The organism is Mesorhizobium sp. C416B, assembly GCF_030323165.1.
GTDB lineage: Bacteria > Pseudomonadota > Alphaproteobacteria > Rhizobiales > Rhizobiaceae > Mesorhizobium.
Genome location: NZ_CP100471.1, coordinates 6,533,694 through 6,555,035, shown reverse-complemented (window position 1 = coordinate 6,555,035; position 21,342 = coordinate 6,533,694). Strand labels below are relative to the sequence as shown.

General features: G+C 63.8%; 17 protein-coding genes and 1 riboswitch. Of the genes, 6 read left to right on the top strand and 11 right to left on the bottom strand.

Features of this window, described 5'->3' with window-relative positions; translation table 11 throughout:
* Position 1: 1 nt before the first annotated feature.
* Positions 2–793 carry a molybdopterin-binding protein gene (locus NLY43_RS31735; RefSeq protein ID WP_023710639.1) on the top strand — a complete coding sequence of 264 codons (792 nt, stop codon included), beginning with the start codon at positions 2–4 and terminating at the stop codon, positions 791–793.
* Between the two features lie 151 nt (positions 794–944).
* On the opposite strand, the gene NLY43_RS31730 is transcribed toward NLY43_RS31735, so the two are convergent.
* On the bottom strand, positions 945–1,946 hold the full coding sequence (locus NLY43_RS31730) for a hypothetical protein (RefSeq protein ID WP_023710640.1): 1,002 nt from the start codon (positions 1,944–1,946) through the stop codon (positions 945–947).
* A gap of 198 nt (positions 1,947–2,144) precedes the next feature.
* Positions 2,145–2,231: riboswitch (glycine riboswitch) on the top strand.
* A gap of 149 nt (positions 2,232–2,380) precedes the next feature.
* On the opposite strand from NLY43_RS31730, the gene gcvT reads away from it, so the two are divergent.
* Genes gcvT through gcvP form a run of 3 tightly spaced genes read left to right on the top strand, consistent with a single transcriptional unit; the run spans position 2,381 to position 6,683 of the window.
* On the top strand, positions 2,381–3,481 hold the full coding sequence (gene gcvT, locus NLY43_RS31725; RefSeq protein WP_023710641.1) for a glycine cleavage system aminomethyltransferase GcvT: 1,101 nt from the start codon (positions 2,381–2,383) through the stop codon (positions 3,479–3,481).
* A gap of 5 nt (positions 3,482–3,486) precedes the next feature.
* Positions 3,487–3,855 carry a glycine cleavage system protein GcvH gene (gene gcvH / locus NLY43_RS31720; protein ID WP_023710642.1) on the top strand — a complete coding sequence of 123 codons (369 nt, stop codon included), beginning with the start codon at positions 3,487–3,489 and terminating at the stop codon, positions 3,853–3,855.
* A gap of 17 nt (positions 3,856–3,872) precedes the next feature.
* Positions 3,873–6,683 carry an aminomethyl-transferring glycine dehydrogenase gene (gene gcvP, locus NLY43_RS31715; protein ID WP_023710643.1) on the top strand — a complete coding sequence of 937 codons (2,811 nt, stop codon included), beginning with the start codon at positions 3,873–3,875 and terminating at the stop codon, positions 6,681–6,683.
* Between the two features lie 12 nt (positions 6,684–6,695).
* Here the strand turns inward: gcvP and NLY43_RS31710 are convergent, their stop codons facing one another.
* The 10 genes from NLY43_RS31710 to cpaB all read right to left on the bottom strand — a co-directional run bounded on the left by NLY43_RS31710 (position 6,696) and on the right by cpaB (position 16,858).
* Complete coding sequence (locus tag NLY43_RS31710; RefSeq protein WP_023710644.1) at positions 6,696–7,859, bottom strand: GGDEF domain-containing protein; 1,164 nt, start codon at positions 7,857–7,859, stop codon at positions 6,696–6,698.
* 142 nt (positions 7,860–8,001) lie between these two features.
* Complete coding sequence (locus NLY43_RS31705) at positions 8,002–8,472, bottom strand: hypothetical protein (protein WP_023667596.1); 471 nt, start codon at positions 8,470–8,472, stop codon at positions 8,002–8,004.
* Between the two features lie 133 nt (positions 8,473–8,605).
* On the bottom strand, positions 8,606–9,658 hold the full coding sequence (locus NLY43_RS31700; protein ID WP_245263958.1) for a PA3715 family protein: 1,053 nt from the start codon (positions 9,656–9,658) through the stop codon (positions 8,606–8,608).
* Positions 9,589–10,554, bottom strand: coding sequence for a type II secretion system F family protein (locus tag NLY43_RS31695; RefSeq protein ID WP_023667598.1), 966 nt, complete (start codon positions 10,552–10,554; stop codon positions 9,589–9,591). The genes NLY43_RS31700 and NLY43_RS31695 overlap by 70 nt, the downstream gene beginning before the upstream one ends.
* A gap of 1 nt (position 10,555) precedes the next feature.
* On the bottom strand, positions 10,556–11,521 hold the full coding sequence (locus NLY43_RS31690; protein WP_023688292.1) for a type II secretion system F family protein: 966 nt from the start codon (positions 11,519–11,521) through the stop codon (positions 10,556–10,558).
* A 4-nt stretch (positions 11,522–11,525) separates the two neighbouring features.
* Entirely contained in the window at positions 11,526–12,947 is a 1,422-nt protein-coding gene (locus NLY43_RS31685) for a TadA family conjugal transfer-associated ATPase (RefSeq protein WP_023667600.1), read from the bottom strand.
* Positions 12,944–14,158 carry a CpaE/TadZ family protein gene (locus tag NLY43_RS31680; RefSeq protein WP_023681597.1) on the bottom strand — a complete coding sequence of 405 codons (1,215 nt, stop codon included), beginning with the start codon at positions 14,156–14,158 and terminating at the stop codon, positions 12,944–12,946. The genes NLY43_RS31685 and NLY43_RS31680 overlap by 4 nt, the downstream gene beginning before the upstream one ends.
* 44 nt (positions 14,159–14,202) lie before the next feature.
* Entirely contained in the window at positions 14,203–14,469 is a 267-nt protein-coding gene (locus tag NLY43_RS31675; RefSeq protein ID WP_023667602.1) for a hypothetical protein, read from the bottom strand.
* A gap of 4 nt (positions 14,470–14,473) precedes the next feature.
* Complete coding sequence (locus tag NLY43_RS31670) at positions 14,474–15,874, bottom strand: type II and III secretion system protein family protein (RefSeq protein WP_031197419.1); 1,401 nt, start codon at positions 15,872–15,874, stop codon at positions 14,474–14,476.
* Positions 15,875–15,952: 78 nt separating this feature from the next.
* Positions 15,953–16,858 (bottom strand): Flp pilus assembly protein CpaB, encoded by a 906-nt coding sequence (cpaB, locus tag NLY43_RS31665; protein ID WP_023710646.1) that lies wholly within the window; start codon positions 16,856–16,858, stop codon positions 15,953–15,955.
* A gap of 256 nt (positions 16,859–17,114) precedes the next feature.
* Here cpaB and parE point away from each other — a divergent pair, with 256 nt between their 5' ends.
* Both parE and NLY43_RS31655 read left to right on the top strand, forming a co-directional pair.
* A complete protein-coding gene (gene parE, locus NLY43_RS31660; protein ID WP_023710647.1) occupies positions 17,115–19,169 on the top strand; it encodes a DNA topoisomerase IV subunit B in 2,055 nt (684 codons plus the stop codon).
* Positions 19,170–19,271: 102 nt separating this feature from the next.
* A complete protein-coding gene (locus NLY43_RS31655) occupies positions 19,272–21,341 on the top strand; it encodes an FUSC family protein (RefSeq protein WP_023710648.1) in 2,070 nt (689 codons plus the stop codon).
* Position 21,342: the final 1 nt, after the last annotated feature.

Here is a 21,342-nt window from a genome sequence, read left to right as displayed (position 1 = left end):
GATGGCCAAATTCCAGATCAGCCGCCGAAAGTTCCTGACGGGCGCCGGCCTCGGCGTTTCCGGCATCATGTTGTCGGGCTGCGATGCCTTCGACAGCCAGCTCGGCATGGGCGATCGCTTGCGCAGTTTCCTCGAAAACGCCAATGGCCTGACCTACCGCGCGCAACGCTGGCTTGCCGGCCGCGATGCTCTGGCGCCGGAATTCACCGAGGCCGACATCCGCCAGCCGCAGCGGCCGAACGGTGTCACCGCGCCCGACGATGACACCTACAAGGGCCTGCTCGCCAACAATTTCGCCGACTGGCGGCTGGAGGTAACGGGCCTGGTCGAAAAGCCGCTGTCGCTCAGCCGCGAGCAGTTGGAGAACATGCCGAGCCGCACGCAGATCACCCGCCACGACTGTGTCGAAGGCTGGAGCTGCATCGCCAAATGGACCGGCACCCCGCTGTCGCTGGTGCTCGACCAGGCTGTGGTCAAGCCGCAGGCCCGCTATGTCATGTTCCACTGCCTCGATACGATCGATCGCAGCCTCTCCGGGGAAATCAAATATTACGGCACCATCGACCTGATCGATGCCCGCCACCCGCAGACGATCCTCGCCTACGGCCTCAACGGCAAGCCGCTGCCGGTCGAAAACGGCGCGCCGCTGCGCGTGCGCGTCGAACGACAGCTCGGCTACAAGATGCCGAAGTATCTCTACAAGATCGAGCTCGTCGACAGTTTTGCCAATATCGGCGGCAGCCGCGGCGGCTATTGGGAAGACAATGGCTATGACTGGTATGGCGGGATTTGATGGCCTCGCATTCTGACCGAGCACGATCTGACTCCGACCGAACCGAGCTTGCCTGAGGAAGCCGGTTTCGAGCGCGTGGCCGAACTTGGCGATTGGCCTGAAGACACTCCAATATCGTCCTCTGCAAAACGGTCGCAGAAAACGGCGCGGCTTAAGCAACCTTGTCGAGCAGTGGCTTGAGCGCCGGATGTATCTCCGGCGAGGCGAGTTTGATCAGCGTCAGCAGCGCGCGTTCATTGTCACGCAGCGGGCGGTCGGTGCCGATGCGATCGGCCAGCCATTTCGCCTCGCTGGCGTCGATCGTCTCGGCGCGGCGCGCGAGTGCCTCGGCGGCACGGTTCTTCGACTCCCATTCGGCCTCGATATCGCCGGGCGAACGATAGGCTTCCATGATGCCGGCCAGGCCGCCCGACACCATGCGGCTGAAGAAGCCACCAATTTCGGGCTCGACCTGGTCCAAGAAACTGTCACGACGCAGCGCCACATCGCGCGTCGGCGCTTCGTAGCCGGCCGAACACATGACGAAATTGGCGAGCGCCTTGACGAACAGGTCGTTCCAGGACGGGTCGTTGTGGGCCGCTGCGGTCTGCTCGTTGATCTGGAACAGCACCTCGGCCTCAACCCGTGTGATGGCGATGTTACCGTCGCCGCCATAGGCATGGAGAATGCGGCGCAACAGATCGACCTCTGCCTTGGCGACCAGCCCGGGAACCAGCGCGCCGCCGAGCATCAGTGGTCCCTTGCCGTCGACCACCGCGTTGGCGACCTGCTCGAGCGCATAGGCGGAGAGCCGGCCGGGCGATGATTTCGCCCTTTCCAGCACATGCACCAGCAGCTCCAGTTCGGTCACACTGTCGACCATTCCGTCGCGCGAGATGGTCTGGATCAGCCAACCGGCATTGTCTTCAGAGATATAGCCTGCCGGCTTTTCCTGGTGGACGATGTAGTCGGTAACGGCCTCGACGAAGAATTCAGGCCATTGCGGGCATTTGTCCGTCGCTGTCGCATCGAGCGCGAACAGTGCTTCAGCCTCGCCGCGCGTCACCACGCCGTCGGCGAACACTTCGCGACGCAGCATGACGACATCTTCCGCCGTGATGCGGTCCTTCGAGGCCAGCCCCGCCACCGGCGCGCTCCCGATCCGTTCGCCCATCTGTCAATCCCCATCCGCCGTGCCCAACGCAATTGCCGGCCAAACCGTGAGCCCAGAATATCGCCATTGTCTTGAAAAACCGGCAAACGGCGTGGTTAGCGAAGACTGTAAAGACGACGCGCTTTACGTGTCGCTGGCAGGTGACAAGGTGTCGCCGACAAGCTATGGATGGCGCGTCGAGGGCTTAAGTTTGAGTCCTACCTGTTTGCGGGAGAGAGCAGCGCGAGCTGCCGCCGAAGGGGAAATCGCCCGAAATCTCTCAGGCAAAAGAACCGTAGACGGGAAAGACACTCTGGAAAGTCGGGGCTTGCCCCCGCGCCGAAGGTGTAAGCGTCGCCGACAGAGTTCCGGTTGCGCGAGTCTCTCAGGCTTCAGACAGAGGGGCACGGACTGGTCGCCAGCAGCGGCCGATTGCGTGCGACTCTGGAGATGACATGACGGGCGACGACACCAAACACCTTCCTCTCGAAGATCTGCACACCGCCGCCGGCGCACGCTTTGGCGCCTTTGCGGGCTGGTCGATGCCGCTGACCTATCCGGCCGGCGTGATGAAGGAGCACCTTCACACCCGCGAACATGCCGGCCTGTTCGACATTTCGCATATGAAGCTGTTCGCTGTCAGCGGACCGGGCGCTGCGGCACTGCTCAACCGCGCCAGTCCGCTCGATGCCGGCGCGCTTGAGATTTCACAGTCCAAATATAGTTTCTTCCTCAACGAGGCCGCCGGGATCATCGACGATCTGATCGTCACCCGGCTCGGCGCCGAGCGCTTCATGGTGGTCGCCAACGCCGGGAATGCGGTCGAGGACGAGAAGCATTTGCGTGCGCTGGCCGCGGACTTCGACGTCAAAGTCGATGCGCTCGACCGCGTCTTCCTGACGATCCAGGGGCCGGAAGCCTGGGCTGCCTTGTCCCGCGCCGGCATCGAGACCGGCTCACTCTTGTTCATGCATGGCATCGAGCCGAAGCAAAACTGGTTCATGAGCCGCTCCGGCTACACCGGCGAGGACGGCTTCGAGATCGGCCTGCCGGAGGCGGATGCGCGCGCTCTGGTCACGAAACTGCTCGAGGACGAGCGTGTGTTGTGGATCGGCCTTGCTGCCCGCGACTCGCTGCGGTTGGAGGCCGGCCTGTGCCTGCACGGCCAGGACATCACGCCGGAGATCGATCCGGCGAGTGCCGGCCTGATGTGGGCGATCCCCAAAGATCTCCGCGCCGGCGGGTCCTTCATCGGCGCCGATGCGCTGCGGTCCATCCTGGAGCGCGGGCCGTCGCAAAAGCGCGTCGGCCTGAAGCCGGACGGCCGCCAGCCGGTGCGCGCCGGCGCTGCTTTGTTCGATGCCGACGGCGATCCGGCCGGCTACGTGACATCAGGCGGCTTCGGCCCGTCGGCCGGCCATCCCGTCGCCATGGGCTATGTGTCAACGGCCTTGGCCAAGCCGGGCACGAAACTGTTCGCCGACGTTCGCGGGACGAAAATCCCGGTCGATATCAGTTCCTTGCCCTTCACTCCTCATCGCTACCGCAAAGGATAATTCCGATGGCAAAAACCTATTTCACACAAGATCACGAATGGCTGAGCGTCGAGGGAGGCATCGCCACCGTCGGGATAACCGACTATGCGCAGGAACAGCTTGGCGATCTCGTCTTCGTCGAACTGCCTCAACTCGGCACCAAACTCAGTAAGGGCGACACCGCCGTGGTCGTCGAATCCGTCAAGGCGGCATCCGATGTTTATGCGCCGGTTGATGGCGAGATCACCGACGCCAACGGCGCGCTGTCCTCGGACCCGTCGCTGGTCAACTCCGCTGCGACCGGCGACGGCTGGCTGTGGAAGATGAAGCTCGCCGACGAAGGCCAACTCGCAGGCCTCATGAATGAGGCCGCCTACAAAGCCCATATCGGTTGACATCAGGACCTATTGCCATGAGCGCAGCACTTACCCCCTTCTCGGCCCGCCACATCGGTCCTGATGTAAACGACGTCAGAGCCATGCTTGCCGTGATCGGCGTTCCCTCCATCGAGACGCTGATCAGCCAGGCCGTGCCGCAGTCGATCCGCCTCGATCTGCCGCTAGCCCTTCCCGCGCCGGCGAGCGAAGCCGAAGCGCTGGCCGAATTGGCTGCGACCATGGCAAAAAACAGGGTGCTGAAGAGCTTCATCGGCGCCGGCTATCACGGCGTCCATGTGCCGCCGGTCATTCAGCGCAACCTGTTCGAGAACCCGGCCTGGTACACCGCCTATACGCCCTACCAGGCCGAGATCAGCCAGGGCCGCCTGGAAATGCTGTTCAACTTCCAGACCTTGGTCACCGAATTGACCGGCCTGCCGGTGGCTTCGGCCTCCCTGCTCGACGAAGCGACGGCGGTGGCCGAAGCGGTCGGCATCGCGCTGCGCCATCACCGCGACAAGCGCACCAAGGTGGCGCTGGCCGGCACGCCGCATCCGCAGACGCTGGACGTCGTGCGCACCCGCGCCGAGCCGCTCGGCATCGAGATCGATGGCGAGACCATCGACGACAACACCGCCGCCCTGCTGGTCTCCTGGCCGGACACGTTTGGCGTCTATGGCGACCACAAGGCGGCGATCGAGAAAGCTCGCGCCACCGGCGCCGTGGTCGTCTTCATCGCCGATCCGCTTGCGCTCACGCTGGCCGAAGCGCCGGCCAGGCTTGGCGCCGACATCGCCGTCGGCCCGATGCAGCGCTTTGGCGTGCCGATGGGCTTTGGCGGCCCGCACGCCGCCTATTGCGCCGTCTCCGACAAGCTGACCCGGCTGATGCCCGGCCGCCTCGTCGGCCAGTCGATCGACAGCAAGGGCCGTCCCGGCTATCGCCTCGCCCTGCAGACGCGCGAACAGCATATCCGCCGCGACAAGGCGACCTCCAACATCTGCACCGCGCAGGCGCTGCTTGCCAACATGGCGACCGCATACGCGATCTGGCACGGGCCCACTGGTTTGCAGGCGATCGCAGCCCGAATTCATGAGCTCGCCAACGGCCTCGCAGCAGGCCTGAAAACCGCTGGTGTTTCCGTGCTCGGCTCAAGCCGTTTCGACACGGTGACGGCCGAAGTGAAGGGCAAGGCAGCTTCGATCGCCGCTGCCGCTGAAAAAGGTGGCCGGCTGCTGCGCGTCATCGATGCCGACCGCATCAGCATCGCCTTCGACGAAACCTCGACCGAGGCGGATCTCGAGGCTATCGCCGCCCTGTTCGGCGCCAAGTCCGGCGCTACTGAGGCCGGCGCGATGCCCGGCAAGCCGCGCGGCAAGGAGTTTCTGACCCAGCCGGTTTTCCGCGAAAACCACTCCGAGACCGACATGATGCGCCTGCTGCGCAGGCTAGCCGACAAGGATTTGGCGCTCGACCGCACCATGATCCCGTTGGGCTCCTGCACCATGAAGCTCAACGCGGCGGCCGAAATGATGCCGGTCAGCTGGCCTGCTGTCGCCAACCTGCATCCCTTCGCGCCGGCCAGCCATTCGGCCGGGTATCGCGCCATGGTCGGCGAGCTGGAAGGCTGGCTGGCGGAGATCACCGGCTTCGACGCCGTCAGCCTGCAGCCCAATGCCGGCAGCCAAGGCGAATATGCCGGTCTGCTCGCCATCCGCGCCTATCATCGCGCGCGCGGTGAAGGCCATCGCACCATCTGCCTGATCCCCCAGTCCGCGCATGGCACCAATCCGGCGAGTGCGGCGATGGCCGGCATGAGCGTCGTCGTCGTGCGTTGCCTGGAGGACGGCAATATCGACATGGACGATATGCGAGCCAAGGCCAACGAGCATTCTAAGAATCTCGCAGCTCTGATGTTCACCTATCCCTCGACGCACGGCGTCTACGAGGAAGGCGCGCGCCACCTGTGCGCTCTCATTCACGAACATGGCGGCCAGGTCTATTTCGACGGCGCCAACCTTAACGCGCTGGTCGCCCTGGCGCGGCCCGCAGACATCGGCGCCGATGTCTGCCACATGAACCTGCACAAGACCTTCTGCATCCCGCATGGCGGCGGCGGTCCGGGCGTCGGTCCGATCGGCGTCAGGGCGCATCTGAAACCCTATCTGCCGGGTCATGTCACGGAGGGCTCGGCGCATGCCGTGTCCGCTGCCCCGTTCGGCAGCGCTTCCATCCTGCCGATCACCTGGATGTACATCCGCATGATGGGGGCCGCCGGCCTGAAGCAGGCGACGGAGACGGCGATCATCTCGGCCAACTATGTGGCGACGCGGCTCGCGCCGCACTTCCCGCTTCTCTACAAGGGCAGGCACGATCGCATCGCGCATGAATGCATCCTCGACACGCGCGTCCTCAAGGAGAGCGCCGGCATCAGCGTCGACGATATCGCCAAGCGGCTGATCGACTACGGTTTTCACGCGCCGACCATGTCGTTCCCTGTCGCCGGCACGCTGATGGTCGAGCCGACCGAATCCGAGCCCAAGCGCGAGCTCGACCGGTTCTGCGAGGCGATGATCGCCATTGCCGGCGAGGCCGCGAAAGTGGCGAAGGGTGAATGGCCGCTCGAAGACAACCCGCTGGTCAATGCCCCGCACACGGCAGCCGAAACCCTTGCCGGCCAGTGGACCCACCCCTATTCGCGGCTGGAAGCGGCCTACCCCGCCGGCGATGTCGATACAGCGGCCAAATACTGGCCGCCGGTCTCGCGCATCGACAACGTCGCCGGCGACCGCAACCTCGTCTGCTCCTGCCCGCCGCTGTCGGAATATCTCGGCGCCGCCGAATAACACTCTGGCCTGTCAGGCTGAGCGCAGGGCCGGTCCGTCGGCTTTGCCGTTGAGGACAAGCACGCGATTTCGCCCGTCGTTCTTGGCCGCGTAGAGCGCCCGGTCGGCCTCGGCCAGCACTTCATCCAGGCTGCTGCCGTCTTCCTTGCCAAAGCCAATGCCGCCGCTGACGCTGCTGCGCAACGGCCCGCGCGGCGTCGGCACCACTTCCGTGCCGAAGGCGACGCCGATCCTGCTGGCGAGATCGTAGGCCTTGTCTTCGGTCATCCGAGACATGACCAACGCGAACTCCTCGCCGCCCAGCCGGAAGGCGTCGACGCCAACCCTGTCATACTTCTTGATGACTGCGGCGAAACGGCAGAGCACCCGATCGCCGACGGGATGGCCATAGACATCGTTGGTTCGCTTGAAGTGGTCGAGGTCGAACATGGCGACCGACATGAACGGGCCGAAGACGCGCTCGCGATAGAGCGAGTTCAAAGCCCGCCGGTTCATCAGACCGGTCAACGGGTCGGTCAGGGTCTCGGCCTTCAGTTCGATCTGTGCCTGCAGATGATGCAGCGACAGCGTCAGCGCGCCGAGAGCCGTCATGCAGGCGACCGCCACGACCGAATTCAACCGCTCGGCCCAATTGTCGGGTGCGACGCCGAGCACCCACTGGCCCTTGACCAGAAGCACGGCGCCGCAGAGCCCGAAGGATACGCCGCAGACGCCGCTTAGCGCCGAAACGACCAGCAGAATGCCGCGATCCTGACCGCCCTTGATCCAGAACATCATCCCGATCGAGGCGAGCAGCACTGTTACCGTCGCATAGGTGAGGATGAAGCCGACACCATCGAAACCGAGATAGGTCACGCCGGCACAGACAGCGATCGCGAGCATGGCCGGCAGGACAGCGCGGCTGTAATTGCGCACACCAAGATATTGCATGGCCGAAAGTGAAAGCGCCAGGAAACCGAGGCTGAGCAGCGCCAACGCTGCCTGACAAAGCAACGGACTGGGCTCCCTCGTGTAGCGCCAGAAGACGATGACGTGGGCGACAAGGACGAGAATGCCGCACGCAACCGTCAGCACGAAGCGTGCACGCGGCGCCGTGAACCAGATCACAAACATGGTGACGCTCAGGCGTGTGCCCGACAGCGCAGCCGCCAGCAATAGCGAACTGAAATCCAGCATGGATGAGCGGCAACCTTCGGGATCTTCGATTTGTGGCGCATCATAGGCATGCAACCGGCCGGAGATACCGTTTTCGGCCGGTTTTCAAAGCAAGCTGCCGACAGGGTTTACAAAGCGTCGACTGCCGCCCCCGCGAAGAGTCTCAGCCCTTGTTGAGCAGCGCCAGATTGGCGTTGATCACGCTCGGGTCGGCCATTCCGGCCCTTGCTTCCATGAGCAGCGCCCTCGCCTTCTTCTTGTTGCCGCGCAGCAGCTGCGAATAGCCCATGTTGTTGACAATCTGCGGCTTGCGCCCGGCAACCTTCAAAAGCTGGTCGTAGGCGCGGTCGGCGAAGTCGAAGCGGCCGAGTTCGTCATAGGAGGCGGCAAGCCCCATCCATCCCTCGGCACTGTCGGCCTTCAGTTCCACGGCCTTGCGGAAATGCTGTTCGGCAAGGCCGTAATTGGCCTCGCGGAACTGCGCCTTGCCTTGCGCAAGGTCGGAGGTGCTGACGTCTTTTGCCACCGGTTGGATCGATGTGGTCTTGGTTTTGTCGACGTTGTCGGTCGTGCAGCCGCCGACCATCAAGACCGCCGCTAGCGCGGCCATTGCCGTGAAACTTCTGTGACGCATGCCCCTGGCCCCAATCGCCCGATTTACCGGGTCGTTCTCTGAGGAAGCAGACTACAACAGGGCGATTAAACTTCAGTGCGGAAACGCGCCTAAAATTTGGTTTCGGGCACAGAAGCCATTAACCAACCGAAGCCTATTCCGGCTCCAGCGCCTTGAGCCCCGCCGGAAACTGATAGCGCCTGCCGTCGTAGCGCAGCCGGTAGGTTCGTTTCATGGACCTGCCGGGATGGGACTGGCACTCGCCATTCTTGTCGACAGACGGATTGTCGGTGTCCAACCGCTCGAACACTGTGATGTCGTGATAGCCGTGATGTCTCGCCGGGCTCATCGCCAGGCTGACCCGGTTGGATTGAAAGGATCCTGCGCAATTGGTGTCGCCTTCGCCGCCAAAGCCGGCCACGATGATGCCGTCGAGCACCAGGCGCAGAGCACCGCCGTCAAGGGCATAGAGCCGCAGGTCGGTTTCACTGAAAGGATTCGGCTGCGAATGGTTTGCCATGTCGATGCGCAGGCCGAAGGCGCCGACATCGGGCGCCAATCTGTAGCGCCCGGTATCGAAGTCGATCTCGCGGATGCCGACGGCATCATCGGTCATCAGCCCGGGCTGGAGCAGGCGCTGGCGCACCTGCCGGGTCTTCCTGTCGACGACCAGAAGCTCGACATCGCCGAAATGCCCGTCGTCGCTGGATTGGGAGCTGTCGATCAGCGGCACGGCGACCAACAACAGGTCGTCATGGGCGGGCCAGATCTTGCAGACCACGCCGAATGGCGCATCGCCATCCCAAAGCGTCTGGGCGATGCTGGTATGAGGTTCGAGCGTGAAGGAGGCGCCATCGGCACTCTTTTGGGCCTTGGGATATGCCTGCTGCACCAGAGCGGCAGCGTCGCCGCAATCGTCGGCCGCGGCCGAGGCCGGCGACAGACTGGCCGCGGCGAGGCCGAGGAAGGCGGTGCACAAGACTATTCGCATGGACGGCTCACTCATTTTGCTTTTTGCGGATTTTGCCGAAGGAGAGCGGCCAAACCGGCCGGATATGACATCCAGGCGAAGCGTAGTTGAAGTGAGTAACCGCAGAAAGCCGCCGGGCGGCCACTTGGTATCTACTGCCTTGGTATCTACTGAACCGCCGTCATTTTGACGATGATCGGGATGACGGCGATCATCAACACCACCGGCAGGATGCACACCACCACCGGCACCGACATCTTGGCCGGCAAGGCATGTGCCTTCTCCTCGGCCAACGACATGCGCTTGTGGCGCATTTCGTCGGAGAACACGCGCAGCGCCCCGGCGAGGCTGGTGCCGAGTTCCTTCGACTGCTGCAAGAGCGTGGCGAAGGAGCGCACCTCGTCCAGGCTGAGGCGGTCGGCGAGCGCCTTCAATGCATCGTCGAGGCTGCGGCCGGCCCTGAGTTCCAGCGACACCAGCTGCAGATTCTGGCTCAGCGACGGATAGGTCTTGGCCAGTTCCCTCGAGACGCGCTCGATGCCGGCCTCCATGCTCATGCCGGCATCGGAGCAGACGATCATCAAATCCATGAAGTCGGGAAAGCCGTTGCGGTATTCGCGCATCTTTTCCCGCACCTTCTGGCTGAGCACCAGGCCGGGCACGAAATAGCCGGCGGCTCCCGACAGGATGATGAAGGTCCAGCGGCTGGTCGCGGTGGAATCGGCGCTGCCCATCCAATGGTTGACTAGGAACGCGCCGATCGCTGCGCCCACCAGGCAGGCGAAGCGGATCAGGAAGAATGTGCCGACCGCGCGCGGCTCCATATAGCCCGCCTGGATCAGCTTCATACGCAGCCGGGCGACATTTTCCGGATCGCTCTTGGCGTAGAATTCCTGCGCCCGCTTCACCGCCTTCTCGCGCACGACGCTCTGGTTCTTCTTCGGCGCCACCTCGGCCTGTTGGGGAGTCTTGCTGTCGTCGATCTTGAGCCGGCGCTTGAGATCGTTGCGGTCGCCTTTGGCCACCACCAGCGGCCATGCCACCGCGCTGCCGCCCAACGCCAGCAGCATCGCGGCTACCGGCATCAGCGACGTCGGCGCCAGCGAGGCAAGAAACTGGATCACCTGCTCCATCTCAGAACCGGAAGTTCGACATCTTGAACATGATGATGTTGCCCAGCATCAGCCATGTCACCGAACCGCCCAGCAGATACCAGGTCTTCGGCACATCCCAGACGCTTTGATAAAATTGCGGCATCATCACCATGATGGCGGCGAACAGCAGCGCCGGCACCGCCGTCAGGATATAGGCCGACATACGACCCTCGGTCGAAATGGCGCGCACCTTGCGGCGCAGCTTGCCGCGTTCGCGGATCGTCGTCGACAGCCCGTCGAGGATCTCGCGCAGATTGCCGCCCGAACTCGTCTGGATGGAAACCGCGGTGACGAACAGCGGCAGATCCTCCTGGCCGACGCGATCAAACAGTGAATTCAACGCCGAAACCAGGTCGGAACCATAAGTCACCTCGTCGGAGATAACGCCGAATTCGGTGCCGATCGGATCGGGCATCTCGCGCGACACCATGGAGATCGCCACCGGAACCGGATGCCCGGCCTTCAAGCCGCGCGTGATCAATTCCAGCGCCTCCGGCAACTGCACGCCGAAACGCTTCACCCGCCGGGCACGCTTGGAACGCAGCACAATTACCGGCAGCAGCGCTGTCAGCACCACAAACAGCAAAATGGCGAGCAACAGCGGCAGGCCGTACCAGAGCGCGACGAGCATCATCGCCAGCGCCACGCCCGTCGTCATCGTCAGGAATTTCGGCAAGGGCATCACCATGCCAGACTGCGTGCGCAGCGCGCGAAAACGGTCGGGCGAGAAGAATGACGTGCCGGAATCGAGGCCGCGTTCCTTGCGCAGCTGGATCAGCACCTGTTCCTGGCTGATCTTGTTTTCCTGCAGCTTCATGCGCCGGTTGATAGCCAGGCGCTTGTCGCTGCGGCCGGCATAGAGCAGATAGCAGCCTTCGGCGATCATGATGCCGGTCAGCGCTGCCGCGGCATAGACGACATAGATCGGGCTGAAATTTTCGAACACCCGGCTACTCCTGCGGCCGGCCGGGTTCGAAATATTTGCCGGGGAATTCAATGCCCATATTGCGCAGGTCCTCGAGGAAACGCGGGCGAATGCCGGTCGCCTCGTAGTGACCGAGGATCTTGCCGTCGGCTTCCATGCCGGTGCGCACGAAGCGGAATATCTCCTGCATCTGGATGACGTCGCCTTCCATGCCGGTCACCTCGGCGACGCTGGTCACCTTGCGCTTGCCGTCCGACAGTCGCGTCAGCTGGACGATAAGGTCGAGCGCGCTGGCGATCTGGCTGCGGATCGACTGCACCGTCATCGGCATGCCGGTCATGCCCAGCATCTGCTCGAGGCGCGAAATGGCGTCGCGCGGCGTGTTGGCGTGGATGGTCGCCATCGAGCCTTCATGGCCGGTGTTCATCGCCTGCAGCATGTCGAAGGCCTCCTCGCCGCGGCACTCGCCGAGGATGACGCGGTCAGGGCGCATGCGCAGCGCGTTCTTGACCAGGTCGCGCTGCTTCAGCTCGCCATGACCTTCGATGTTGGCGGGGCGCGTTTCCATGCGCGCGACATGCGGCTGCTGCAGCTGCAGTTCGGCCGCGTCCTCGATGGTGATCAACCGTTCGTCTTCCGGAATAAAGGCTGACAATGCGTTGAGCATTGTCGTCTTGCCGGTGCCGGTACCGCCCGAGATGATGGTCGTTTTGCGGGCGTGGACTGCAGCCGCCAGCACCTCGGCCATGTTCTGGGTGATGGCGCCGAACTCGACCAGCTTGTGCAGGCCGAGCTTGTTCTTTGAAAACTTGCGGATCGACACCAGCGGCCCGTCGACGGCGACCGGGCGAATGGCGGCGTTGAAGCGCGAGCCGTCGAGCATGCGGGCATCGACCATCGGCTGCGATTCGTCGACCCGGCGGCCGACGGCGGCGACGATCTTGTTGACGATGCGCAACAGGTGCGCCTCGTCCTTGAACGGGATATGGACCTGCTGCAGCTTGCCCCGTTTTTCGACGAAGCAGTTCTGGTGGCCGTTGATCAGGATGTCGTTGATGTCGGGGTCCTTGAGCAGCGGTTCCAGCGGGCCGAGGCCGACCATCTCATCGACGATGTCATCGACCAGCGCTTCAAGTTCGACGGTGTTGATCGCCATACGCTCCTGGCGGGTCTTTTCCGACACGAACTCCTGCACCTGCCGGCGCATCTCATCCTTGGGCAGGCGCTCCAGCGCGACCAGGTTGATTTCCTCGAGCAGCAGCCGGTGGATGCGCACGCGGGCATCGAGCACCTTGTTGGCGCTTTTTCCCGGTGTTGTCTCCGGCTTCGGCGGCAAGGCCTTGCGGTTCGTCGGGATGACCACGGCGTGATGCGCGACCGGCGCCGCCTCGGCCGGCTTCAGCGCGCGGACGTCACGGTTCTGCAGGGTCGAGAAGCGGCTGGTCATCCGGCTTTCCTCTTCAGGAGGCCCCTGCCGATGCCGAACAGCGAGCGCGATTTCTCCGGCGTCACCACGGCTTCTTCCGGCAGGATGATCCTCTTCAGATCGTTGACGACATTGGCGTTCGGGTCGATCTCATGCAGCGGCACGCCGCGGTCGACCGCTTCACGCACAAGCCGGTAATTGTTGGAGATGCCGCCGACGAAATGCTCGCCGAGGATTTCCTGGACATCCGCCTGCTTTATGCCGTTGTCGAACATCTTCTGCTCGAAACGGTTGACGATCACGTTCGGCTTCACTTCCTTGCCTGCCGTCTCGTAGACCGCCTGGATCAGCCGCTGCGTATGGCGCAGGCACGGCACCGTCATTTCGGCGACGATGTAAAGCTTGTTGGAGCCGAGCAGCACCGTTTCCGTCCACGGAAACCAGGTGCGCGGCATGTCGATGACGACGTTGTCGAAATAGGCCGAAACGAGATCGAGCATGCGCACCACGACATCGGTCTTGAACGAGCGCATTTCCGACGGATGCGTTGGCGCCGCCAGCACGCAGAGCCCGCTCGCATGCTTGGACAGCATCACGTCCAGCAGCTGACGGTCGAGGCGCTCGGGCTGGTTCTCGATTTCGGTGATGTCGAAGCGCGGCTCGAGGTCGAGATATTCGGCGCAGGCGCCTTGCTGGAAGTTGAGGTCGACCACGCAGGTCGACGCGCCGCGCGTCACCGAATGATGCAGCTGGAAAGCGGTCTGCAGCGCCAGCGTCGTGGTGCCGACGCCGCCGGCGGCCGGCATGAAGGTATAGATCTGCGACTCGGTGTTTTCTTCGCGCCCCGGCCCTTGCAGCGCGCGCACGACCGACCGCACCAGATCGGCGGTGGTGATCGGCTTGACCAGGAAATCGGCGACCTGGAGCTGCACCAGGATACGCACTGCGGCTGCGTTGAATTCCTGGGTGACGACGACCACCGGAACGCGGCCTTCAAGCCGGCGCATGATGCGCTGCAGCGACTCGATCTCTTCCAGCTTTGCCGCATCCATGTCGACGATGAGCGCGCCGAAATCGGCTTCCTGGACCTCGCCGCGCAGTTCGGTAATGTTCTTCTCGACGGTCGAAAGCTGGATCACCTCCGAGGCCGCGAACGCGGTGCGCGTATCCTGCACAAAGGTCCGGTCGCTGGACACCAGCAGGATTTTCTTGGTCTTTATGCCGCTTGCCATTTTGTCAGCCTGTCAGGTCATTCCCGGTCAAATCACCGGGCAAATCAATCGGTTGTCGCTGTCGGTTGCACGGCCTTGGCGGCAGCAGCCTGGTCGGCGGCGTTGACCGCCGCCTCACTGCGCTGCGCCGGCACCAGCAGCCTGGTGTTCTGGACGCCGTATTTCCAGGGATCGACCATCTGCATGGCCGTATTGGCGGCCTGTGCGTTGCCGGCGGCAATCGTCGGTCCCTCGGAGCGGACATAGTCGTCGCTGGTGCAGCCGCCGGCGAGGCCGGCGATCAGCAGGGCGATGCATGATTCCACGCGCATGGCTTCAATCCTTCGGCAGGTCGAGGAAATGCCCGACGGTGGTGACCGCGGCCGGCTGTGCCGTACTGCCGCTGGCCATTGCCACTGCACGATTGGCTTCGGACGATTTCACTTCCTCGGTGTTGTTGAGGAAATAGTCGACATTGCTGGCCGGCTGCGTGCCGTCGGTCGGCTCGAGCAGCTTCTTCGACGGGTCGACCGGCTTGACCAGATAGGGGGTGACGATGATCACCAGATCGGTCTCGCGCCGCTGATAGGATTTGGAGGAGAACAGCGAGCCGAGCACCGGCAGCTTGCCGAGGCCGGGAAGACGCGATGTGGTAATGTCGTTCTGTGACTGCAGCAGGCCGGCGATCATGAAGCTCTGGCCATTCTTCAGGTCGACGGATGTTTTGGCGCGGCGCACGATAAAGCCCGGGACCGAGATATTGCCGATATTGTAGGAGGCCGAAGCGTCGATCGAGGACACTTCCGGCGCGATGTCGAGGCTCACCAGCCCGTCCTTGAGAACCGTCGGCGTGAAGTCGAGGCTGACGCCGTATTTCTTGTAGCTGACGGAAATCTTGCCATTGTCCTCGGAGACCGGGATCGGGAACTCGCCGCCGGCGAGGAAGCTTGCCGTCTGGCCCGAGCGGGCGATCAGGTTCGGCTCGGCCAGCCGCCTGGCGAGACCACGTTCCTCCAGCGCCTTGATGGCGACGTCGATCGACAGGCCGTTGGACAGCAGCCGGCCGATGATCTCGCCATTGCCGGCTCCCGGCACCGTGCCAGGATCGAGGGTGACGTCGCGCCCGCCAATGCCGTAAGCGAAATTGGCGCTGTATTTGGCGCCGAGATCCTGTCCGGCCTGGCGATTGATCTCGACGAAGCGAACGTTGAGCTGAACCTGCTGCGAGGACGAGATGTTGACCGAATTGATCACTTCTTCATTGCCGGAGAAGCGGCTGGCGATCTTGCTTGCCTTCTCGGCGGCGACCGCGTCATCGGCCTCGCCCGACAGCACGACGCGGCCATTGGCCGAGCCGACCTTGATCTTTGCGTCCGGCACGCTGGCGCGAATGGTGCTGGCCAGCTGGTCGGTGTCCAGCGTCACCTCGATGTCGACGGTGCCGACCAGCTGCTTGTTCTCGTCGAACAGCGCGATGCCGGTGGTGCCGAGATTGTTGCCCAGCACATAGAAGGATTTGTCGGTCAGCGGATTGACGTTGGCGATCTCCGGATCGCCGATGACGATCTGGTAGAAGGCGGCATTGGTCATGACCGTCTTCGGCTTGCCCTTGGCTACCTTGATCGACGCATTCGTTGTCGACGAGACATGGACGATATCGTTGTCGGCCTTGGCTGGCGCACTGAGGCCGAGCATTGCGGCCGCGGCCAGGCAAGCCCCCACCGCAAGCGCCCGCATTGGGCGCAGCCCTTTCGTAGTTCGAAATGCATGAAGTCCCGACATCTGTCCCGTCCCTCGCCCGGTCCCCACCGGCAGTTATTGCTGGTCCCGCGCAGGAACCTGGTATTCTTCGACCTGCGTGCCGCGCGTCACGATGATCGTCTTGAATTTCGGCTTCTCAGGCTCCTTGGTCGCGGCAGTGAACAGCGCGCCGGCAGCGGCCTGGACGCCGGAGGCGACCGATCCGCCGAAGGACGAGATGGTGGTGACGCCGTCCCTGGCGGCCCCTCCGTCTGCGGCCGAGCGGAGCGACAGCGACAAGGTGCCGACGGTGCGGGCAAGCGCCACTTTCTGCGCGCCTTCGGTCGTCACCTCGATGGTGACGGAATTGGCGATCTGCGGTGTGGTCTGGCGCTCGTCGGCGCCCTGCCCCACGGTCAGCACCTTGGCGTCGGAGACGACAATCTCGGAGGTAACGGTCGATCCGGCAGCGCCCTGCGCGTTCTTGGCCACTTCCTGGATTTCGCCCGCATCGCGTGTCAGCACCACGTCGACCCGGTCGCCCGGCATGACGAAGCCGCCGACACCGGCGATCTCGTCGGTGCGGATTGTCACCGCCCGCATGCCGGGCGTCATCATGTTTGATAGCGTCGCGCGGCCGTTCGGCCCCGACAATTTGCTGATCAGCACCGGCTCGTTGACCTCGATCGGCGACAATACCACGCGGCTGCCTTCGGCGAGCAATGCATTGACTGTGGTGAACGCGCCCTGCGGCACCGAATCCTCGGACCATGGGATTTCGCTGAGCTGCGCCCGGTCAAGCTCCATGCCGTAACGCAGCGGCGCGTTGGCCACCACTATGGTCTTGAAGACGACCTTGGGGACGGCGGGCGCCGGGATCGACGCCGTTTTCTCTTCGGCACCGGCCTTGGCCTGGCTTTTCACCCAGAAATCCGCGGCAAAGATTGAAATCGCGCCGAAGACGGCAGCGATGCCAATCATCGTTATGGCCTTGCCCCTCACAACCAACCCCTGACATTCGTGGTCTTTTGTTTTGTTGGAGCGACGCTAGGCCGCTTTGTTAAAGATTCAGGAATCGCGGCCGCTCCGCACGGACCTATTTCCGCCGGCTTGGTTATCGAAAGGTTTTAGGATAAGAAGGGTTTAATCCCCGAACGTAACAGGAACTTCCGTCGCTTGGCGCCGAAAAGCGTGGCAGTATCGACGGGTGATTCGCGGCACGGATTCTATGGTAGGCATGGACGACAACAACGATCTTTTCGGCAATCTGGAAAAGCAGCCCCAACCGGCTCGGACACCTTCGCGCCCGACCGACCCGCTGGTGCAGGCCACGAAGCGTCCTGCCGCGACCAAGGACGGCAGCGAGGGCTATAGCGCCGCCGACATCGAGGTGCTGGAGGGGCTGGAGCCGGTGCGGCGCCGTCCCGGCATGTATATTGGCGGCACCGACGACAAGGCGATGCACCATCTGTTTGCCGAGGTCATCGATAATTCGATGGACGAGGCGGTCGCCGGCCATGCCACCTTCATCGATGTCGAGCTGTCGGCCGACGGGTTTCTGACCGTTACCGACAATGGCCGCGGCATCCCGGTCGATCCGCATCCGAAATTCAAGAAGCCGGCGCTCGAAGTCATCATGACGACGCTGCATTCGGGCGGCAAGTTCGATAGCAAGGTCTATGAGACCTCCGGCGGTCTGCACGGTGTCGGCGTCTCGGTCGTCAATGCGCTGTCGGACCATCTCGAAGTCGAAGTCGCGCGCGGTCGCCAGCTTTACCGTCAAAGGTTCTCGCGCGGCGTTCCGGTGAGCGGGCTGGAGCAGCTCGGCGAAGTGCACAACCGGCGCGGCACCAAAATCCGCTTCCATCCCGACGAGCAGATTTTCGGCAAGGGCGCCGCCTTCGAGCCGGCGCGGCTCTATCGCATGACCCGCTCGAAAGCCTATCTGTTCGGCGGCGTCGAGATCCGCTGGAGCTGCGACCCATCGCTGATCAAGGAAAAGGACCAGACGCCGGCCAAGGCGGAGTTCCATTTCCCCGGCGGCTTGAAGGACTATCTCAAGGCATCGCTCGGCGATGATTTCCAGGTGACCCGCGAAATCTTCGCCGGCAAGAGCGAGAAGCAGGGCGGCCACGGTTCGCTGGAATGGGCGGTGACCTGGTTCGGCGGTGACGGCTTCGTCAACTCCTACTGCAACACCATCCCGACCGGCGAAGGCGGCACGCATGAGGCCGGCTTTCGCAATGTGCTGACGCGCGGGCTTCGGGCCTATGCCGACCTGGTCGGCAACAAGCGCGCCTCGATCGTCACCTCCGAAGACGTGATGATCTCGGCGGCAGGCATGCTGTCGGTGTTTATTCGCGAGCCGGAATTCGTCGGCCAGACCAAGGACAGGCTGGCAACGATCGAAGCCATTCGCATTGTCGAGACCGCCATCCGCGATCCCTTCGACCACTGGCTGGCCGACAATCCGCAGGAAGCCTCCAAGCTGCTGGAATGGGTGATTGCGCGCGCCGACGAGCGGGTGCGCCGGCGCCAGGAAAAGGAAGTGTCGCGCAAGAGCGCGGTGCGCAAGCTGCGCCTTCCCGGCAAGCTCGCCGACTGCACGCAGAATGCCGCCGCGGGCGCCGAACTGTTCATCGTCGAAGGCGACTCGGCCGGCGGCTCGGCCAAGCAGGCGCGCGACCGCGCCAGCCAGGCGGTGCTGCCGCTGCGCGGAAAAATCCTCAACGTCGCCAGCGCCGGCAACGACAAGCTAGCCGCCAATCAGCAGATTTCGGACCTGATTCAGGCGCTCGGTTGCGGCACGCGCTCGAAATACCGCGACGAGGATTTGCGCTACGACCGCGTGATCATCATGACCGACGCCGACGTCGACGGCGCTCACATAGCCTCGCTGCTGATCACCTTCTTCTACCAGGAAATGCCGAACCTGGTGAATGGCGGCCATCTCTATCTGGCGGTGCCGCCGCTCTATTCGATCCGGCAAGGCGGCAAGGTTGCCTATGCCAGGGACGATGCGCACAAGGACGAGCTGTTGCGCACCGAATTCACCGGCCGCGCCAAGGTCGAGATCGGCCGTTTCAAGGGCTTGGGCGAAATGATGGCCGCGCAGCTCAAGGAAACCACCATGGACCCGAGGAAGCGCACGCTGCTCCGGGTCGATGTCATCGACGCCGTGGCGGCGACCAAGGATGCTGTCGACGCGCTGATGGGCACCAAGCCGGAAGCCCGCTTCCGCTTCATCCAGGAACGCGCCGAATTCGCCGCGACGGAAGTGCTGGATATCTGAGCGCCGGCCGACTCTTCGTTTTGACGCAGTTCCGGGCGGAAAACCGTTTCAAACTTTTCCTGGAATTGCTCTAGCCTGCACTTCCGATACGGAGACCAGCTTGTGATCCGGGCGCGGCTGAAGAGCTACTTCGAAACCAGTTTGGCGGGCCTGACGCAGCCGACGCGCTCGGATTGGATTTTCGCCCTGCGCACGGTTTCGGCCGGTCTGATCGCGCTTCTCGCTGCTTACGCGTTGAAACTCCACCACCCGCAATGGGCGATGATGACGGTCTTCATCGTCGCCCAGCCGGTCGCCGGCATGGTGCTGGCGAAAGGTTTTTACCGGCTGCTCGGCACGCTGGCCGGTGGACTTGCGGCGATCGGCATCACCTCGGTTTTCGGCACCAATCCCTGGCTGCTGGTCACGGCGCTATCCGTCTGGATTGGGCTGTGCACGCTGGTTTCGTCGCTGCTGCGCAATCCGGAAGCCTATGGCGCCGCACTTGCCGGCTATACCGCGATGATCATTGGGCTGCCGGCTTTCGGCCAGCCGCACGTGGTCGTCGATCTCGCTGTCGCGCGCTGCGCCGAGATCGTGCTCGGCATCGTCTGCGCCGGCCTGACCAGCCGGCTGATCCTGCCCAAGCTGGCCGCTGACGCCATCATCTCCAGGCTGAAGCGCAGCATCCTCGACCTTGCAACCTATGCAGGCGGCGCTTTTTCCGGTGGCGACCCGGCGACGCTGGCCGGCCTGCACCGCAAGCTGATCACCGACGCCCAGATGCTGGCCGAGATGCGCGCCTATGCCCGGCTCGAAGCACCGAGCTTCGCCACCCGCGCCCATCCGGTCCGCCTAACCATCGGTCAGCTTCTCTCGGCGCTGTCGGCGGCGCGCGCGCTGCATTCGCATGCCGCGCCGAAAAACGCAGCGCTCATTCCGGTACGCTCCGAACTGCAGTCGTTGGTCAGCGAGCTGGCAGCGACGCCCGAGGCGCTGGACGACACGTCGCCCTGGGTGACGCGGCTCGACGCGATTGCCGGCAAGGCCCGGCAAATGCCCGACGCCTCGACCGATCAGGGCGACGACAGGGTCGGCACCATAACCCGCCTCACCATCGCCGCCGATTTCGCCGAAGCCTTCAAGCAGGTGCTGCGCGGCCTCGACGCCCTGCGCGCACCGGTGACGGGCCCCAGCCGGAGCAACAGGCAGCCGCCTGCGCTGGTGGTGCACCGCGATTATCCCGGGGCTTCGCGCAATGCCATACGCGCCGGCCTTGCCACGTTGGCGGTCGCCGCCTTCTGGCTGACGACGAAATGGTCCGACGCGGCCGGCACCGTCATCCTCGTTGCCGTCGTCTCCAGTCTTTTCGCCGCGCGGCCTGACCCGGTGCGGGTGTCCTGGGGCTTCTTCAAGGGAACGCTGCTGGCTTTGCCCTTTGCCTTCCTTGTCGGCCAGGTCGCGCTGCCTGCCCTGCCCGGCTTCGGCTGGTTCACGCTGTTTGTCGTGCCGATCCTGGTACCGACGGCGCTGGGCATGGCCAATCCACGCACCGTCGGCGTGGCGACGGCGTTTGCAATCAATTTCCTCGCCTTCCTCAGCCCGCATCAGGCGATGACCTATGCCCCAGGCCCGTTCTTCGCCGGCTCGGCGTCGGTGCTGGTCGGCATCCTGCTGGCCATCGGCGTCTTCATCGTGGTGCTGCCGGTCGATCCATGGCGCGCGGCCAACCGCATCGTGCGCGCCATGCGCGAGGATCTGGCGCGGCTGTGTCTGCACGAGCGGGTACCGCGGCGTTCGGCCTTCGAGAGCCTGGCCTATGACCGCATCAACCAGCTGATGCCGCTCTTGCAGAATGCCGGCAGGAAAGGCGATGCGATCCTGGGCGGCGGGGTCGCCGCCGTTACCGTCGGCCTCGAAATCCTGCGCCTGCGCGCCGCGCAGCAGAGGCCGTCCACTCCTACCGACACCGCGCTCTCGATCGCCAATTTCCTGCGCGGCCTCGCGCGTGAACTGCTCTTTCGCGCAACCGGCGATCCACAGACAGCAACTGTCACTGTGGCCCGGCAATATGCAGCCAGCCTTTCAGAGCGCAGCGGCGGTGCGGATATGCTGCAGATCGCAGCCTCGCTGCGCATCATCGCCGCCGCGATCGAGGATTTCCCGGATTTCTTCACCAGGGATCGTGGCTAGG